Genomic DNA, 17,840 nt, shown 5'->3' on the forward strand with positions numbered 1-17,840 from the left:
ATGCCGCCCGAACGACGGCGGCATGCGCCCCCCGCCCCGGCACGGCTTTTGCACCGATGTGGAGCAATAGAGTTCGATACCGCAGACGGGGACGGCAGCTTGAAAAGACATGCGGAATACGTGGCGCTATTCCTGTGCGCCATCACATGCGGCACGCCGCCTTGCGCGGCGCAGGACAGGGACGGCGACTGGCCGATGGCGGCGCGCGATTACGCCAACACCCGCTACAGTCCGCTGGACCAGATCAATGCGTCCAACGTCCGGGACCTGAAGCCGGCCTTCACCTTTTCCACGGGCCTCGTGCGCGGCCATGAAGCCGCACCCATCGTGGTCGGCAACACGATGTACATCGTTACGCCCTATCCGCATTACCTGTATGCGCTCGACCTGACCCAACCCGGCGCGACGATGAAATGGCGCTTCGACCCCAAGCCCGACGCCAGCGCGCAGGGCGTAGCCTGCTGCGACGTGGTCAACCGCGGCGCCGCCTATGCCGACGGCAAGGTCTTCTTCAACACGCTGGACGACCAGACCATCGCCGTCGATGCGCAAAGCGGCAAGGAAGTCTGGCGCGCCAAGCTGGGCGACATCAACAAGGGCGAAACCATGACCATGGCGCCACTGGTGGTCAAGGGCCGTGTCCTGGTGGGCAACAGCGGCGGCGAACTCGGCGTGCGCGGCTGGATCACCGCGCTGGATGCGGGTAGCGGCAAGCAGGTATGGCGTGCCTACAGCACCGGCCCGGACCGGGATGTGCTGATCGGCGCGAACTACCAACCCTACTATGCGCAGGAACGCGGCAAGGACCTGGGTGTGTCGAGCTGGCCAGCCGGCGCCTGGAAGATCGGCGGCGGCAATGTCTGGGGCTTCATCTCCTATGATCCCGACGCCGACCTGATCTACTACGGCACCGGCAATCCCGGGCCATGGAATCCGGAACAGCGTCCCGGCGCGAACAAGTTCACCTCGGGCATCTTTGCGCGCCGCCCGGATAACGGCGAAGCGCGCTGGTTCTATCAACTGAGTCCGCACGATCTGCACGACTACGACGGCATCAATGAGAACGTGCTGGTCGACCTGGACATCGCCGGCAAGCCGACAAAGGCGCTGCTGCACCCGGACCGCAACGGCTATGTGTATGTGATGGACCGCGGCAGCGGCCAGGTGCTGTCCGCCACGCCCTTCGTGCCGGTCACCACCAGCACCGGCGTCGATCTCGACAGCGGCGCGCTGAAGTACGACCCGGCCAAGGAGCCGCGCACCGGCGAAGTCATCCGCAACATCTGCCCGGTTTCGCCCGGCGGCAAGGATTGGCAGCCTTCGGCCTGGTCGCCGCGCACGCATCTGCTGTACCTGCCGCACCAGAATTTATGCCAGGACGCCGCGACCTATCAGACCAGTTACATCGCCGGCACGCCCTTCATCGGCGCCGACCTGAAGATGTATCCCGGCCCCGGCGGCAAGCGCGGCAAGTTCAGCGCCTGGGACCCGGTGAACAAGCGCGCGGCCTGGGTCGTCGATGAAGACTTTCCGGTATGGAGCGGCGCGCTGACTACCGCTGGCGACGTGGTGTTCTACGGCACCATGGAAGGCTGGTTCAAGGCGCTGGATGCGAAGACGGGCAAGGAATTGTGGCGGTTCAAGACCGGCTCGGGAATCATCGGCCAGCCGATCAGCTATCGCGGCCCGGACGGCAAGCAGTACATCGCGGTGCTGTCCGGCGTGGGCGGCTGGGCCGGGGCCATCGTCTCCGGCGAACTCGATGCACGCGACGGCACCGCGGCCAAGGGCTTCGTGAATGCGATGGGCGATCTGCCGCAGAAGACCGGCAAGGGAGGAATGCTGTATGTGTTCGCGCTGCCGTGATCCGCGAAAAAGCATGTGGCACGTAGGTTGGGGTGCCAAGCCCAACATCGAACACCTGTCAACCGCGAGGATGCGAACATTCGTAGGTTGGGCTGACAAGCCCAACATCAGGCGCTTGCGGTCCGCGAGCATGTTGGGCTTCCTTCGTCAGCCCAACCTACGCGGCCCTCTGCGTGCATGCGCGCTCGTTGCAGTTCCGATAGGGCCCGCGCAATGAAGCCCCTGCTCCTCGCCATCTCCCTCGCCCTGTTCCTCGCCGGCTGCTACCGCGAAGAACGCCCGCTGCCGACCTCACCACCGGGCGCTTCGCCGCCCGCACCGCTGCGCATGAGCAGCGTGCAGCCGGGCGAAGCGCTGCCCGGCGCCGCGACCTCGAACCCGCTCGAAGAAAACGCCTACGCGACCTCACAGGGCAAGCGCCTGTACAAGCAATACAACTGCAACGGCTGCCACGGCGGCGCCGGCGGCGGCGATTCCGGGCCGGGGCTGATGGACGATAAATGGATCTATGGCCATGAGCCGGCCAACATCTTCGCCAGCATCATGCAGGGCCGGCCCAATGGCATGCCTTCGTTCGGCGGCCATATCCCGGAAGAACAGGCCTGGCAGATCGTCGCCTACATCCGCTCGATGAGCGGGCAGCTGCGCTCGGATGTCGCGCCGTCGCGCAGCGACAGCCCGTCCGCAGGCAAGCCCGAGCAGCGGCATGAGAAGGAAACACCGAGGCCGGTGTCGCAACCGCAGTCGGACAGGTGAACCGATGAAGCGCGCGTTGCCCCTCCTGCTCCAGCTTGCCGCGCTCGGCGTGCAGGCCGCAAGCTTTCAGAGCGCGCTGGAGCCGGCTGGGCCGCAAGCCGAGCATGTGCATCGGCTATGGCATCTCACGCTGGGCCTTTGCACGGTGGTGTTCGCCGCGGTGCTGGCGGCGCTCCTGATCGCGATCTGGCGTGCGCCGCGTAGCAATGCCACTACGCCAGCCGATGCCGGCGCGCTGTCACGCCCCGAACCGCGAGTCCAGCGCAACATCATCATCGCGCTCGGCGCATCGATCGCCGGGCTGTTCGTGCTGATCGTCGCGGATTACCGCACCGACCGCGCGCTGATGCGGCTGCCATTGAACGATGCGGTGCATATCGAGATGACCGCGCATCAATGGTGGTGGGAAGCGCGTTACGACGATGCCGACGCCTCGAAGATATTCAATACGGCTAACGAATTGCACATCCCGGTCGGTCGCCCGGTGATCATTACGCTCAAGGCTTCGGATGTGATCCATACCTTCTGGCTGCCGAACCTCGCCGGCAAGAAGGACATGATCCCGGGCCGCACCGCGCTGATCCAGTTCCGCGCCGACAAGGCCGGCACCTATCGCGGCCAGTGCGCCGAGTTCTGCGGCTTCGAACATGCGCTGATGGCCTTCGAGGTCGTGGCCGAGCCTAACGACCGCTATGAATCCTGGGCCGATGGACAACGCCGCGAAGCCGGCAATGTGCTCAATGCCAGCCAGAGCCACGGCCGGCAGGTATTCATGGAGCGCAGCTGCGTGATGTGCCACACGATCCAGGGCATCGGCGCGAACGCGAGCTTCGGTCCGGACCTGACCCACATGGCCAGCCGCGGCCTGCTCGCCGCCGGCGCGATACCGAACGAGCGCCAGCGGCTCGCGGCATGGATCGTCTCGCCGCAAACGATCAAGCCCGGCACCAACATGCCGCCCACGGACCTGTCAGTGCAGGACCTGAATGCGCTGCTCGATTACCTGGCCACGCTGCGATGAGGAACATGCCAAGCACTCGCGAACCTTACTCCGTCGAAGCGGAACGCCTGGCTCACACCTGGCGCGACAGAACCGGCTTGATTGGCTGGCTGTCCGCGATCAATCACAAGACCATTGCCATCCGCTTCATCGTCACCACGATGGGCTTCTTCCTTGCCGCCGGCGTGCTGGCCTTATTGATACGGCTGCAGCTGACGCGGCCGGACAACCACCTTATGGGCCCGGATTTTTACAACCAGCTGTTCACCATGCATGGCAGCACGATGATGTTCCTGTTCGCGGTGCCGGTGATGCAGGCGGTCGCCTCCTACCTGGTGCCGCTGATGGTCGGCGCGCGCAGCCTGGCCTTTCCGCGCATGAATGCCTTCGCCTGGTGGATCTTCCTGATGGGCGGCCTGATGCTGTACATCGCCTTCTTCCTTAACATCGGCCCAGACGCCGGCTGGTTCGCCTATGTGCCGCTGTCCGGCCCCGACTACTCGCCCGGCAAGCGCGTGGACTTCTGGGCGCAGATGATCACCTTCACCGAGCTGTCGGCGCTACTGGAAGCGATCATCCTGATCACCACCATCTTCAAGCTGCGCGCGCCCGGCATGGCTTTGAACCGCATGCCGCTGTATGTATGGACCATGCTGGTGACGTCCTTCATGGTGCTGTTCGCCATGCCCGCGGTCATGCTGGGCTCGACCGCGCTGATCACGGACCGCCTGGTCGGCACCCACTTCTACAATCCGGCCGAAGGCGGCGACGTGCTGCTGTGGCAGCACCTGTTCTGGTTCTTCGGCCACCCCGAGGTCTACCTGATCTTCATTCCGCCGCTGGGCTTCATCTCCTCGATCATCGCCACCTTCTCGCGCCGGCCAGTGTACGGCTATCCGGCCATGGTGCTGGCCGTGATCGGCACCGCCTTCTTCGCCTTCGGCCTGTGGGTGCATCACATGTACGCCACCGATGTGCCGGAGCTGGGCAAGAGCTTCTTCACCGCCTCCAGCGCGCTGATTGCGATTCCGACTGCGATCCAGATCTTCTGCTGGATCGCCACGCTATGGACCGGCCGTCTCAGCTTCAAGACGCCGCTGATGTTCTGCCTCGGCTTCTTCTTCATCCTGACGCTGGGCGGACTGACCGGCGTGATGCTGGCCTCGGTGGCGCTGGATCTGCAGGTGCATGACACCTACTTCGTGGTGGCGCATCTGCACTATGTATTGATCGGCGGCGCGGTCTTTCCCCTGTTCGGCGCCTTCTATTACTGGTTCCCGAAGTTCACCGGCAGGCTGATGAACGAGCGCCTGGGTCACTGGAATTTCTGGCTGTTCTTCATCGGCTTCAATGTCGCGTTCTTCCCGATGCACCTGCTTGGATTGCAGGGCATGCCGCGCCGGGTCTGGACCTACCCTTCCGGCATGGGCTGGGATGGCATGAATCTGCTGGCGACCATAGGCTCCGGCATCATCGGCGTGTCGGTGCTGCTGTTCCTGATCAATGTAATCATCAGCCGCAAGCATGGCACGCTGGCGGGTGCCAATCCCTGGGGCGCGGGCACACTGGAATGGCTGGCCCACTCACCGCCGCATCCGGCCAACTTTGTCGAGCCGCCGGTGTGCGGCGGCCGCTATCCGCTGTGGCAGCCCGACGGCATCCCGGCCACGGTACGCGGCTTGGCCGCGGACCAGCGCCAGGTGCTGACCACCACCGTGATGGATGCCGAGCTCGACCTGCGGCCATTGCTGCCGAAACCGAGCATCTGGCCCTTCCTGGCGGCACTGGCGGTGACGACGCTGTTCATTGGCACCATCTTCACTCCCTGGGCGCTGATCTGGGGCGCGGTGCCGGTGGCCATTACGATGACGGCCTGGTTCTGGCCGAACCGCCGGGTCACTGAAAATGCAAAGCGGTCGGAGGTGCGGCCATGAGCGCGATGCTGGAAAAGCCGGAGCTCGATGTCAGCCGGCTGCCGACCTACGGCTTCGGCCACCGCAGCCTGATGTGGTGGGGCACGATGGGGCTGATGATCATCGAGGGCACGGTGTTCGCGCTGACGCTGGCGGCCTACTTCTATCTGCGCAGTCATTCGGCGCACTGGCCAATGAATGCCGCGCCGCCGGAGCTGTTGTGGAGCACGGCCAATACCGTGCTGCTGCTGCTGAGTCTGGCGCCCAACCATTTCGCCAAGCGCGCCAGCGAGCGCCAGGACCTGCGCGCGGTGCGCCTGTGGCTTATCGTCTGCCTTGTCTTCGGTTTGGCATTCATCGGACTACGGGCGATGGAATTCGGCAGCCTCAATACCCGCTGGGACAGCCAGGCCTATGGTTCGGCAGTGTGGATGCTGATGGTGATGCACACGATTCATATCGTTACCGATGTGTTCGACACCGCGGTGCTGACCGTGCTGATGTTCACCGGACCGCTGGAGGGAAAGCGCTTCGTGGATGTCAGCGAGAACGCGCTGTACTGGGTGTTCGTGGTGTTGTCCTGGCTGCCGATTTATGCGGCGGTGTATTGGGTGCCACGGATTTAATTGCCGTAGGGTGGGCGCAGCCCACGCGTCTCTACAACTGCCGGCAAAACGCGTGGGCTGCGCCCACCCTGCGAATGACATCCTGTCCGCATACAGCCAACGCACGAGGAGCTTTCATTCATGCCGAACTGGCCTGCCCTCATCCTGTCACCCAGCCTGGCGCTGGCAAACCTGTCGCTGCTGTATGCGCTGGTAACACCGACCTGCATGCGGCAAACCACCGCGCCGCTGCAATGGAGCAGCGCCGCCTGCCTGGCGCTGTCGCTGCTGTTTACCGCCTGCGCCTGGCGCAACCGCCATCGGGCGATAGCCCCGCCGCAAAGCGATGCGTTGACCAAGCGACCGCAATTCCTGTCCACGGTGGCGACGATGGTCGGCGCGCTGTCTTCGCTGATCATCTTCGGCATGTGGATACCCCAATGGTTTCTGTCGCCCTGCTATTCCTGACGCTGCTGCTTGCGCCGCGCACGGCACAAGCGCACGCGATAGACGCGGCCGATGCGGGATGGATCTTCGGCGCCGAACCCTGGGTGCTGATCCTGCTTGCCGCCTCGCTGTGGCTGTATGCAGCTGGTTATCTGCGTTTGCGCAAGCGCTCGCGCGCCGGCCGGCCGCGGCTCGCGCGCCATGCGCTGCTGTTCGGCTTCGGCTGGCTTGCGCTTGCCATTGCGCTGGTCGGGCCGCTCGATGCGCTGGGCGCGAAGCTGTTCTCGGCGCACATGCTGCAGCATGAAATGCTGATGATCGTGGCCGCGCCGCTGCTGGTATTGGGCCGGCCTCTGGCGGTATGGATATGGGCGCTGCCTTCGCGGGGCGCGCTGTCGGCGGCGACGCTCAGTCCGCTGGTGAAGCTGCCGTGGACCTTTCTGACGCGGCCGGCGGTGTCATGGCTGCTGCACGCGGTCGCGCTATGGGCCTGGCATGTGCCGCGCTTCTTCGAAGCAGCGCTGGCCTATCCCTCCATCCACGCCTGGCAGCATGCGAGCTTTCTCGGCTCGGCATTGCTGTTCTGGTGGTCAGCACTGGGCGATGGCATCGACCGGCCCGTGCGCGCTGGCGCAATGCTCTACCTGTTTACGACGATGCTGCACACCGGCGCGCTCGGCGCGCTGCTGACCTGGTCGAGCGTGCCCTGGTATCCGGTGTATGCGGCGACCACCGCCGACTACGGCTACTCGCTGCTCGAAGACCAGCAACTCGGCGGGCTGATCATGTGGGTGCCGGGCGGACTTGCCTATGTGCTGGCCGGGCTGGCGCTGGCGGCGCGCTGGCTGCAGCGGGCGCGGGCATAGGCGCCGCACGGTATCTGCACCAGCGCCGGACTCAAGTGCGGCATCCGCGCCCGGATGGAACAATAACGCCGCTGGCCCTACATATGGCCTTGTCTTCAAACGGAAGGCAAGCTCACTCAATCGGAGAAAAACATGGCAGATCCAGCATCCAATGCAGCACAACGCCCCGTAGCGACGACACTGACAAATGTTCACGCGGCCACCACCAATGCGCCCGGGGCCGCTTCGGGAGCGCCGCCGCAGCCGCGGCTCCCATCACTAACAAGCGTCGTCGCGAATTCCCGCCTGCTGTCCCACGCCACCTCGATATCAGTCGCACGCTCGTTTGCATCCTTTCTTGCGTTGTCCGGCATCAGCGCCAAATCGTTGGACACCTTGTGCACAGTGGGAACGGCAATCGACATGATATTCCTCACCAACGAGAATCTGAGGACTGCCATCACCGAACGTTCCGACAAGCCGGGGAAAATGTATCCGCCCGCGTTCGACGTCAAGCTCAAAGCCATAGTCGGCACTTTCTCGGGCGAGTTTTTTGACGCGATCACTCGCACATTGCACGAAATAGCGGCTCTGAATTTCAGGGAAGAATTGACCGGCGCTGATATCGCGCGCATGGATGCGTTGATTGCGTTCGTGAAGAGCGCCGATATGCTTAGTGACTACCTCCATCCGATGAGCAGCCTGAACAATTCAAGCGAGCATACGCTCGCCAGAATCAAGATGTGCAGCCATCAGATTCTGGATGCGATCCGCGCCTTCCACATGAACAACCAATAGGCGCGGGGCCGTGCACGGCCTGCATCTCGCACTTCCGTTCAATCCCGATTCGGTCCCGCAGGCAATCATCCTGTGTCGCAAGCTTGCCGCGCGTCAGAAAAGCTCCATCGTCTGGTTGCTCAAGCCGTGAGAGAGTGCGCCGGAAGACACCAGTTCATCGTAGAACCGAACCTGGTTTCTTCCATGCTGCTTCGCGTAGTACAGCGCCTGGTCGGCATGCCCGAGTATCTCCACCGGGCTGTCATTGCCGATACCAGTAAAACCGATGGACAGCGTCACCCGCCCAACTTGCGGGAAGGAATAGTGCTCCACGTTTTCGCGAAAACGTTCCAGTGCCCGGCGCGCACTGGCCAGGGTAACCGAGCGCAACAGGATCACGAATTCCTCGCCGCCGAAACGGAAGATGCGGTCCTGCGCGCGAAACGACGCACGCAGGATGTTGGCGATCAGGATCAGCACCTCGTCCCCGTACAGATGTCCGTAGCGATCATTGATGCGCTTGAAGTGATCGATGTCCACGACCGCAAGCCAGTGCGATTCATCGCCCGCATGGCGTCGCCTTTCTTCTTCCGCCGGATTCTTCGCCGCTTCATGCGCCGTTACCTGGCATGCCATGCGCGCGAAGCGGGTGTCGAAGGTCTTGCGGTTCAATAAGCCTGTCAGCGAGTCGCGCTCGCTGTAATCGATCAATTGGCGGTGGTTGGTATAGATCTGCAGCAGCCTGTCGAGCGCCGGGCGGGTGGCGGCATCGAGCGGCGCGATGTAATCGATGCGGAAAGCGGCGGCCAGGATGTCTCCAAGCCAGACCGGCAGCCATAGCGTGTAGACGCCTCGTTCCGCCACTTCGGTCAGCCTGCCGCTCTTGTCGCGCATCCACGCCGCGAGCACCGGATAGCGCGCAATCGGCAGCCGCTTCGGTTCTGCCTGCATCGCGGCAACCGATTGCACCTGCCCATGCGCGCTCATCCATGAACGCGGCTGGACAAAGCCCTGATCCTTCACATGCAACAAGTCGAGCATGACGCAGTGCCGTGCATGCGTCAGCCGGCACAGGGCGGCGAGCATTGCCGCATCGAGCGTTTCATGCTCGCGCGCCGCGGTCATGCAGACGATGTCGTCAAGGAGCTTGTCGAGGATCATTTGCAGCTCTGTGCCAGAAAGGTGGATGGAACGGCAGGACAGGATGCTTGCGCGGCGTCCGTGGGCCTGCGTTTCCTGCAAGCTGCGCCGAAACCTGCTCGCAAACTGGCCGATTGTAAAGACATGCAAGAGACATGTCATCCCGGCGGCGCGGCATGAGGCGACACCGAAAACCGGAGACCGGAGACCGGAGACCGGAGACCGGATGCGACTTGGCCGCGGAACAGAATGTATTGCGCGGGCACAAAGTGCCGCGCTCCGCATCCCTTCGCGGGGGCATTCCTGTCCTGACATCATGCAATCAACGAACCCTAGCCTTCATCAATATGCATCGCCCTACATCGGCCCTGCACCGCAGCCGATGGCGGTTTCAAATCCGGCCAATCAGCAGCCCGTCCCGCATGTGCATGCCGTCGCCTATCCATCCGGCAGCTGGTCGCGCCAATCGCTCGAAGGACAAGTCCGCAGCGAGCTGTATGCAGCCGGCGTTTCTGCCAAAGCCACGGAAACCCTGGCCGGGCTCGCGGCCGGGCTTGATGCGGTTCTGTTCGAGCCGGATGCCCTGATCCCGCTACAGCTCACTGCATTGAGCCCGCAATTGAACGCAGTGGTAGCTGCCAGACTTGCCGCCAATCTTTCCAACCCCTTCAAGGGTATGCCGACAGTGAATATGGCGGAGCTTAACCAAGCCATGCGTACGATCAGCGACCTGGAGAAAGCGCTGCGCAATGCAAGAAGCGCCCAGGCGGAGACGGTGGGCGCTATCTGGATGACCATCGAAAACCTTCTGGAATTTCTTGAGCTGAGCAAAAGCACGGCTGTCGCAGGAACGGATCGCCTCATCGATCTGGACGGGGACAACCTGGCTGGGGACGATCCGGAAACACTGCAGCAAGCCCGCTCCGCGCTGCTGGACAACGTGGCCACGGGCGTCATCAGGATTGGGGTCTCGACGGCGGCAAAGCTGTCCATGCTGTCGGCCATGCCGACGCCGGGAACGGCGGGCTTTTCCGCGATGCGAGCTCCGTGGCTCGACCCGGCGCCTCGCATCGTGGCGCCGGGCTCGGCGCCGCAATTCCCCGGCGCTGCGGTGGGCATGCAACACCAGGCCGTGCCTGTTGCCTATCCTGCGCCGCAGCCCATGCCCTATCCGACAGGGGTGCACGCCCAAGTGCGCAACGATTTGATCTACCAGCAGCAACCCTTGCCCATGTCGACCGACGCCGCCACAAGCTTCCTGCCTTCGTCGGCTCAAACCTGGCAGAGCGTAGGGCAACAGCCCGTCGCGTTCGCAACCCCGACAGTGCAAGCACCGGATCCCGGAACAAAAGCTGAGCCTGCCACGCCGGTGCCGGACCCGGCGCCGCAGCTCACGCCGCGATCATCAAAAAAGCCCGGCCGCCTCAAGCAGCTGATGCAAAAGCTGTCGATCTCCAAGCCCAAAGGGAGCGCCGACGCCAGGCAGGGAACGCAGCCGGACAAGAAGAACGTGGGAGATGCCGGCGGACACGATTCCTGGGATTCCGATGACGCCGATTCCGATCACGACGAGAACGACGATGGCGCAAAGGCATCGCCCGCATCGGCGCTTGTGGAGTCAGAAAACAGGCATGACAGCGTCAGCGAAGATTCGATTGATGGCGACGCAACGCCTGGAGTGCCACATGATCAGGTAGAGGGTGGTGGCATGGCGCTTCAGCAGCACAAGGACGGCGTTCCGATCTTCTGCACGCCCGGCATGTTGCTGAATCTGCTGCGCGCATACAACTATAAAAAACAGCGCAGCGCCCTGAAAAAGGTCATCGCCCTATTGGAGCTGCTTCCACCGAACCAATCCGCGCTCATTCCCGACCTGATCGAAGCGATGGTATCCAAAGCCGGCACATCGCGGATTGATCGCGCAGCGCTGCGCAAGGCCGCGCAAACTTTGCTCAAACATAATTATCAAAATCATCCACTGCATATTTTGGCTAGCGAAATTCTGGAGGCTTTGAAGAAATAGCAAACAGGTATCGGGCGCGCTCACAAGCGGGATTCAGCGCGCTGCTGGAGCGACCACAAGCGCGCATAAGCGCCGTGATTGGCCAGCAATTGAAGATGGGTGCCGCGCTCGACGACGCGGCCGTGGCGCAGCACCATGATTTCGTCGGCATTCGCAATCGTCGACAGCCTGTGCGCAATGGTCAGCACCGTGCGGTTCGTCGCCAATCGGTCCAGCTCCTGCTGTATCGCCTGTTCGGACTGTGAATCCAGCGCTGACGTTGCTTCGTCGAAGATCAGGATCGGCGGATTCTTCAGCACCGCGCGCGCCACGGCCAGGCGCTGCCTTTCGCCGCCGGACAGTTTCACGCCGCGCTCGCCCACCGGCGTGTCATAGCCCTGCGGCAGCGAGTTGATCAGCGCGTCGAGCTGCGCCGCCTTGGCCGCGCCGACTATCTCCTCGCGCTGCGCGCCGATGCGGCCGTAGGCGATGTTGTAGCCGAGCGTGGCATTGAACAGCACCGTGTCCTGCGGCACTACGCCGATGGCCGCGCGCAGGCTGTGCGAGCTCACCGCATCGATGGGCTGGCCGTCGACCAGAATGCGTCCCTCGCTCGGCTCGTACATGCGCAGCAGCAACCGCGCCAGCGTCGACTTGCCCGAGCCGCTGCCGCCGACCACGGCCAGCGTCTTGCCGGGCGCGATGCGAAAGCTCACGTCATGCAGCACCGTGCGCCCCGGCTCGTAGCCAAAGCTCACATGCTCGAACACCACCTCGCCGTGCACCGGCGCAGCCAATGCTGGCAAGTCCGCCGGTTCATCGATCTCCGGCTTCTCGTTGAGAAGCGTCAGCAGCCGCTCGGCATTGACCCAGGCATCGCGCGCTTCGCGATAAACGAAGCCGAGCGCATTCAATGGCAGACATACCTGCAGCACATAGGCATTGATCAGCACCAGGTCGCCCACCGTCATCGCGCCATTCTTCACCGCCTGCCCGGCCATCAGCATGATCGCGCCCACGCCCAACGCGATCACGCCGCTCTGGCCCACGTGCAGCGAGAACAGCGCCCTCTGGTTGCCGACCGCGGCTTCGGTCCACTGGCCCATGATCTTGCGAAAGCGCGAGGCTTCCAGCGCTTCGTTGGTGAAGAACTTCACGGTGTCGTAATTGATCAGGCTGTCGGCCAGCATGCTCTTGGCGTTGGAGTCGAGCCGGTTCACCCGACGCTGGTGCATGGCGCGGCGCGCGGTAAAAGACAGCGTGAAGCCGGAATACAGCAGAAAGGTCAGGCCCAGGATGCCGGAATACCAGGCACTGTAGCGGGTCAGCATGATAGCCAGCACCAGGCCGATCTCGATCAGCGTCGGCACGATGGTGAACAAGCCCACGCCGAGCAGAAAGGCAATGCCTGCGGTGCCGCGGTCGATGTCGGGCAACAGGCCGCCCATGTGCCGGCTTGCATGAAAGCGCGCGCCGAGGCGATGCAGATGCACGAAGGTGTTCTCGGCGAAGATCGACACCGTGCGCTGCGTGACCCGTGAAAACACCAGGTCGCGCAATTCATTGAACAGCGTGCTGGCAAAGCGCAGCAGCGCATAGCCGGCCAGCAGATAGATCGGCAGATGCGTGATCAGCTGCGGCTGTGACAGCGCATCGATGATGCGCTTCAACACCAGCGGCACGACCACATTGGCCACCTTGGCCAGGATCAGGAACGCCATCGCCGCGACGATGCGGCCGCGGTACGGCGAAATCACGCGCAGCAGGTGGCTGAAGATGCCGTCGCCCTGTGGGGGCGGATGCGCGGCGGCGGGATGCGGGCTGTCGGACTCGGTCATTGGCTCGGATGTTCAGGGCAGCAAGCTTTCAGAGCGCCAAAGCGGGCAATTGTTCCGCGGCTTGTCGCGACTCACCGCGCCGATGACTGCACAGCAGCAAGCAAGCGCATGCGCGATATCAGAGCCGCAAGATTTCCTTTAGGAACTCTTTTCCACGCCATGCCACCCAGTGCCGCTTCTCGTGCCGGGGTTCGGCATCGCTATCCGGATCGTCACGAGCGTTTGCCATCCTTCGCCTAATCTCATCGACTTGAAAACTGGAGCTATACATGGCTGTTTCTTCCTCCATGACCGGCTACGTTGGGCCGACAGACATTGGCAACACGCCGGCAACGGACGCACCCGCGTCGACGCTATCAGCCATACCCGGCTTCGGCCCGGCAGCTGAGCGCAGCGCGATGCTGCATGCCGGCGCAAGCGCCGCTCCTGTAGCCGCCAATGGCATGCGCATCTCGGCGCGTCAGTACGTCATACAAACGCGCAACGAATGGTCCACCCGCGCTAACGAAGCAGGCGAAAGCGCCGATGCGCTGGAAGAAGATCCGCAGTTCAGCGAAGCGGATGAAGACAGCGTCGCCGACGACAACGAGGCCGACCTGTCCCCGGAAGCAACGGATACGAACCGGAGTGCCGACGCGCATGCCGAAACCGCTTCCGTACCCACGCCAGCCTTGGCGCAGCAAGCGGCGCAGCAACAGGACCCGAACCGCTCCCCCGACTCCCTGTTCGCCGGCATAACGCTGATTCACGATGACGAGCTCAGCGTCGGCAGCTATCTCGCCAGCGGTGCCTTTGGCCAGGTCTTTCGCGGCAAGTGGAAAGAGGAAGCGGTCGCCTTGAAGGCGATCGACTTTGAACATGCCAGGCGCAAGCTGCCCTTGTCGGAAGAAGACATCGCCGAAGCGCTGCAATGGGAAGTCAGCCGGCTGGCCGCCACCTCGCATCCGAACCTGGTCCAGTTCCACGGCCTTTGCCGCAAAGGCGGTGACACCTATCTCGTGCTCGAGTTCTGCGATGGCGGCAGCCTGCAGCATGCGCTGGAGCAAGGCAATGTATCCGATGCGCGGCTGTGGCAATGGATGCGTGAAATCGCCGAAGCGCTCGCTTACCTGCATGGGCAAGGCATGCTGCACCGCGACCTCAAGGCCGAGAACATCCTGATCGACCGCCATGGCCGCGCCAAGCTGGCCGATCTGGGCGTGGCCCAGGTCGATGCGCTGCTGCAAGACAGCGAAGCCAAGGCAGTCAACATGGGCTTGCAGGATATGGGATTTCCTGCGCGATCACCTGAAGGAACGGACGGAAGCCGGATTCGACAAGGCCTATGCGGCGCTGGCGGCACGCTTCGGCTTGCAGCCGAACACGACGCAGCCGGTGGTATTTGTCGATGCCTTCGATGAATGCCTGCTGCAAAAGGGCACGCCCGAGAACCTGGCCGAACAGCTCGGCTTGCCAGACCATGCAAAGCTCATCGTCACCTGCCGTCCGTACGCCATCACCGACGAAGACTTGCCGAAGCGCTTCTCCTGCAACGGTAGCCTGCTCATACGTCATGCACTGCCCTTTGCTGTGCATGACATGCTGCGCTACTTGCAGGCGCAGCTGGGCTGGGATGCAGCCACCGAAGCGCAATACCGTGCGCGCCTGACGCAATCGGGAGAATTGCGCGAGACGCTGCGCAACCCTTTCGTGTTGTACCTGCTCGCACAAAGCTGGGAAGCGCTGAGCAAACAGCCGCTCGAAGAGCTTACGCGCTCGCAGGTATACGCCAGCTTCATCACGCATCTGATCGACAAGGGCGCCAGCCTGCTTGCGCCTGAAGTGCGCTCCCGGCTGCAGGGCAATGCCGCAAGCCTGGCCGACAGCTATACGGCGTTCACCCAGAGCATCGCGCTGCTTGCGGCAAAAAGAGGCATGAGCGATTTGCCAGAAAACCTGGCGCACCGTGCCGCCTCGCCGTGGAGCCGGCTGCAGGAGCTGGTGCGGCAGGACGCAAGGCAAGCCTATGCGAAGCGTGAAGTCCAATTGGCCCAGCTGGACGATGGGGCAAGAACCGAACGGAAGCGGCGCATGGTGCTTACCGAAGAGGACTACGTCGCCATGCGCAGCCAGGCAGCGGCGCAACTGGCCGCAACGCTGCCGCTGCGCCTGCGCGGTGGCCGATACGACTATGTGCACAAGTCGGTGTACGAGTACTGCGCCGCGCGGCGTCTGCTGGCCGAGCTCAGGGACAAAGTTCGGGGAATAAGCAAATACGACATGAAGGAACTCGTGGACAAGATGCTCGCAAACTCGCAGCAAAGCCTGGTGCTTGTTGATGAACTCCTGCGCGCAGAAAAGGCGGCGCCGCAAGTCCAGGCACAAGCCGCAACGCCCAAGAATTCCAGCGTAGCGCCGGATTACCGCATGTTCATTGTTTATGCCGGCGTGGCAAGCGCGCTGAAATCCATGGAACGGTATACGGATGCGCTGGCCTACCGACGCGAGGCGCTCGCCATCTGCGAACAGACCGTTGGCCCCGAGCATGCCGCCACGGTGGATTGCCGCGCCAGGCTCAGCGAGCTGCTCTACCATCTCGACAACTATGAAGAGGCCTTGTCGCAGTTCAGGAAAGTATTGGCCATCGAAGAAAAGCGGCATGGCATCGACCACGAAAACACGGCGCGGGCCTACAACAATGTCGGAAGATTGCTGCAGGAACTGGGGCGGTACGGTGAAGCCTTCACGTACCTGACCATAGCGATGGAGATACGCGAAAAGGTGCTCGGCGCCGAGCACGCCGATACGGCCACCGCGTATGAGCACATGGCCAGAATTCTTCATGATCTTGGCCGATACACCGAAGCCTTGCCTTACTTCGACCGGGCGATGCCTATCGTTCAAAAGCACTTTGGCAAAGATAGCGTCGAGATTGCCTATACCTGCAACAACCTGGCGACCTTGCTGAGCGATCTGGGTCGCAAGGACGAAGCCTTGCCCTATTACAGGAGGTCGCTGGCGATTCTCACGAAAATCTACGGCGACGAACATACCGCGACGTCGTCAGCCTACGGCAACATGGCGCTGGTGGCGCGAGACCTCGGCCGCAACGATGAGGCCATGATGTACTACACCCGCGCGCTCGCCATCCGCGAGAAGGTGCTGGGCAAGGAACATAGCGACACGGCGGCGGCCATGCTCAACCTCGGCATGTTCCTCGAGGACCTGGGCCGATATGAAGAAGCGTTCGGGTACATCGGCAAAGCGTTGGAAATCTATAAAAGCGCGCTCGGCGAAAACCATGTCGAGACGGCGGCGGCCTGCAACAGCATGGGCGTGCTGCTGCAGAAGATGGGCCAGGGCGAGAAGGCGTTTTCGTATCACTCCAAAGCGCTGGCGATCGTGGAAAAGGCCTTGGGCCGCGCGCATCCCATGTTCGCGCAGACGCTCGGCTACCTGGCTGTGCTCTTCTACTCTCAGGTTAAGCTTCAGGAGTCGCTGCAGCATGCGCGCGATGCGCTGGCAATCCGCATCAAGTCCTACGGCGACGACCACATTGAGACTGCCGAAGGCCACCGTGAGGTCGCCACGGCCCTCAGACCGTCCGACCAGCATGAGGAGGCGCTGTCGCATCTCAGCCTGACGCTGCCGATCTATGAAAGGGAATACGGCAGCGACGACACCAGAACCGCAACCATCTGCAATGAAATGGGACTGGTTCTGCACGAACTCGGGCGGCATGACGAAGCGCTGGCCTGCCATCGGCGCGCCCTGGCGATACAGGAAAAGCTTAACGGCGCGGACCACGTCGACACCACCATCTCGCAGATCGGCATCGGCGCTGCATTGTGCTCAAAGGGCGACATCGACGCGGCGCTTGCGCTGCATCGCCGCGCGCTGGCCATTCGGGAACAGGCGAAGGGCAAGGACAGTTTTGCCATCGCTATCGCCCATGCCGCGCTGGGAGACAGCCTGCATGCTGCCGGCCAGATGCGCGACGCGCTGCAACACTTCCACGCGGGCCTGAAGGTCGGCACGCCCGATGCCGCCACGCATTACCACTGCGCCCGCTACTGGCACCGCGCCGGCGTCGTGCTGCAGGCGCTGGGCGATATGCAGAGTGCGCACATCCATTCCCTGAAGGCGCTGGAGTTCCGCGAGAAGCTGGTCGGCGCGGCGCACCCTGCAACAGCAGCGGCGCACCACACCATAGGCAAGCTGATGCAGAGCATGGGACGGCAGCGCGATGCGCTGGCGTCATACCGTGAGGCGCTGGCTATCGCCGACAAGTTGAGCCATCCGGATGCGCAAATCTATCGCGCGGCGATCGCGGCGATTGGCGCCGCTGGTGCGAATCCTGCCGCTGGTGCGACGGGTGCGGCCAATTCGGCAGGCGCCGCGAGGCCAACGCCTGCAGGCGCACCGACGTCCATGCCTGTGCCCGGGAGCGCCGTCTCCGGCGACGCCGACAAGACCGTACCAGCTCGCACGCATGCGCTTTCCTCGGCAAGCTTGCTGCCGCGCTCGATGACGATCGACGACGCTGGCGGGGACGAAGCCGAAGACGATTCGTCGGATGCCGAAGGCACAGAAGCCGGGCGACGCTCGCGCCAGAAGTGCGCCGTGATGTAGGGCATAAGCCACTACGGACAGGGGCCGGCAGCTTCACTGC

Annotated in this window: 13 protein-coding genes; 11 read left to right on the forward strand and 2 right to left on the reverse strand. The window is 63.1% G+C overall.

Going from position 1 to position 17,840, the window contains the following annotated elements; all coding sequences use genetic code 11:
• The first annotated feature begins 99 nt into the window (after positions 1–99).
• The 8 genes from JJB74_RS16805 (at position 100) to JJB74_RS16840 (ending at position 8,230) form a co-directional block, all read left to right on the forward strand.
• The gene (locus tag JJB74_RS16805) at positions 100–1,866 is read left to right on the forward strand and encodes a methanol/ethanol family PQQ-dependent dehydrogenase (protein WP_234484243.1); all 1,767 of its coding nucleotides are present in this window, start codon (positions 100–102) and stop codon (positions 1,864–1,866) included.
• Positions 1,867–2,079: 213 nt separating this feature from the next.
• Positions 2,080–2,622 carry a c-type cytochrome gene (locus tag JJB74_RS16810; RefSeq protein ID WP_234484244.1) on the forward strand — a complete coding sequence of 181 codons (543 nt, stop codon included), beginning with the start codon at positions 2,080–2,082 and terminating at the stop codon, positions 2,620–2,622.
• 4 nt (positions 2,623–2,626) lie between these two features.
• Positions 2,627–3,643, forward strand: a complete 1,017-nt coding sequence (coxB, locus tag JJB74_RS16815; RefSeq protein ID WP_200593600.1) for a cytochrome c oxidase subunit II — start codon at positions 2,627–2,629, stop codon at positions 3,641–3,643.
• Complete coding sequence (ctaD, locus tag JJB74_RS16820) at positions 3,640–5,556, forward strand: cytochrome c oxidase subunit I (protein WP_200593602.1); 1,917 nt, start codon at positions 3,640–3,642, stop codon at positions 5,554–5,556. The genes coxB and ctaD overlap by 4 nt, the downstream gene beginning before the upstream one ends.
• Entirely contained in the window at positions 5,553–6,161 is a 609-nt protein-coding gene (locus JJB74_RS16825) for a cytochrome c oxidase subunit 3 (RefSeq protein ID WP_200593604.1), read from the forward strand. The genes ctaD and JJB74_RS16825 overlap by 4 nt, the downstream gene beginning before the upstream one ends.
• A gap of 120 nt (positions 6,162–6,281) precedes the next feature.
• Positions 6,282–6,608, forward strand: a complete 327-nt coding sequence (locus JJB74_RS16830) for a hypothetical protein (RefSeq protein WP_200593606.1) — start codon at positions 6,282–6,284, stop codon at positions 6,606–6,608.
• On the forward strand, positions 6,581–7,453 hold the full coding sequence (locus tag JJB74_RS16835) for a cytochrome c oxidase assembly protein (RefSeq protein ID WP_200593608.1): 873 nt from the start codon (positions 6,581–6,583) through the stop codon (positions 7,451–7,453). Before JJB74_RS16830 ends, JJB74_RS16835 begins: the two co-directional genes overlap by 28 nt.
• A gap of 132 nt (positions 7,454–7,585) precedes the next feature.
• Positions 7,586–8,230: a hypothetical protein gene (locus JJB74_RS16840; RefSeq protein ID WP_200593610.1), complete on the forward strand. Its 645-nt coding sequence runs from the start codon at positions 7,586–7,588 to the stop codon at positions 8,228–8,230.
• A 93-nt stretch (positions 8,231–8,323) separates the two neighbouring features.
• Here JJB74_RS16840 and JJB74_RS16845 read toward each other — a convergent pair whose 3' ends face one another.
• Positions 8,324–9,370 (reverse strand): GGDEF domain-containing protein, encoded by a 1,047-nt coding sequence (locus tag JJB74_RS16845; protein WP_200593612.1) that lies wholly within the window; start codon positions 9,368–9,370, stop codon positions 8,324–8,326.
• Between the two features lie 295 nt (positions 9,371–9,665).
• Between JJB74_RS16845 and JJB74_RS16850 the strand changes: the two genes are divergently transcribed.
• A complete protein-coding gene (locus JJB74_RS16850; protein WP_200593614.1) occupies positions 9,666–11,372 on the forward strand; it encodes a polyadenylate binding domain-containing protein in 1,707 nt (568 codons plus the stop codon).
• Between the two features lie 20 nt (positions 11,373–11,392).
• Here JJB74_RS16850 and JJB74_RS16855 read toward each other — a convergent pair whose 3' ends face one another.
• Positions 11,393–13,189 carry an ABCB family ABC transporter ATP-binding protein/permease gene (locus JJB74_RS16855; RefSeq protein WP_200593616.1) on the reverse strand — a complete coding sequence of 599 codons (1,797 nt, stop codon included), beginning with the start codon at positions 13,187–13,189 and terminating at the stop codon, positions 11,393–11,395.
• Positions 13,190–13,458: 269 nt separating this feature from the next.
• Here JJB74_RS16855 and JJB74_RS16860 point away from each other — a divergent pair, with 269 nt between their 5' ends.
• Entirely contained in the window at positions 13,459–14,589 is a 1,131-nt protein-coding gene (locus JJB74_RS16860; RefSeq protein WP_200593618.1) for a protein kinase domain-containing protein, read from the forward strand.
• Positions 14,540–17,800: a tetratricopeptide repeat protein gene (locus JJB74_RS16865; protein ID WP_200593620.1), complete on the forward strand. Its 3,261-nt coding sequence runs from the start codon at positions 14,540–14,542 to the stop codon at positions 17,798–17,800. Before JJB74_RS16860 ends, JJB74_RS16865 begins: the two co-directional genes overlap by 50 nt.
• Positions 17,801–17,840 lie beyond the last annotated feature (40 nt).

Origin of the sequence: Noviherbaspirillum pedocola (genome assembly GCF_016632335.1) — a bacterium.
GTDB classification, from domain to species: Bacteria; Pseudomonadota; Gammaproteobacteria; order Burkholderiales; family Burkholderiaceae_D; genus Noviherbaspirillum_A; species Noviherbaspirillum_A pedocola.

Excerpts from the sequence above, each read along its gene's own strand:
- JJB74_RS16810 (WP_234484244.1), top strand. The coding sequence starts at position 2,080 with ATGAAGCCCCTGCTCCTCGCCATCTCCCTCGCCCTGTTCCTCGCCGGC.
- coxB (WP_200593600.1), top strand. The coding sequence starts at position 2,627 with ATGAAGCGCGCGTTGCCCCTCCTGCTCCAGCTTGCCGCGCTCGGCGTG.
- ctaD (WP_200593602.1), top strand. The coding sequence starts at position 3,640 with ATGAGGAACATGCCAAGCACTCGCGAACCTTACTCCGTCGAAGCGGAA.
- JJB74_RS16825 (WP_200593604.1), top strand. The coding sequence starts at position 5,553 with ATGAGCGCGATGCTGGAAAAGCCGGAGCTCGATGTCAGCCGGCTGCCG.
- JJB74_RS16830 (WP_200593606.1), top strand. The coding sequence starts at position 6,282 with ATGCCGAACTGGCCTGCCCTCATCCTGTCACCCAGCCTGGCGCTGGCA.
- JJB74_RS16835 (WP_200593608.1), top strand. The coding sequence starts at position 6,581 with ATGGTTTCTGTCGCCCTGCTATTCCTGACGCTGCTGCTTGCGCCGCGC.
- JJB74_RS16840 (WP_200593610.1), top strand. The coding sequence starts at position 7,586 with ATGGCAGATCCAGCATCCAATGCAGCACAACGCCCCGTAGCGACGACA.
- JJB74_RS16845 (WP_200593612.1), bottom strand. The coding sequence starts at position 9,370 with ATGATCCTCGACAAGCTCCTTGACGACATCGTCTGCATGACCGCGGCG.
- JJB74_RS16850 (WP_200593614.1), top strand. The coding sequence starts at position 9,666 with ATGCAATCAACGAACCCTAGCCTTCATCAATATGCATCGCCCTACATC.
- JJB74_RS16855 (WP_200593616.1), bottom strand. The coding sequence starts at position 13,189 with ATGACCGAGTCCGACAGCCCGCATCCCGCCGCCGCGCATCCGCCCCCA.
- JJB74_RS16860 (WP_200593618.1), top strand. The coding sequence starts at position 13,459 with ATGGCTGTTTCTTCCTCCATGACCGGCTACGTTGGGCCGACAGACATT.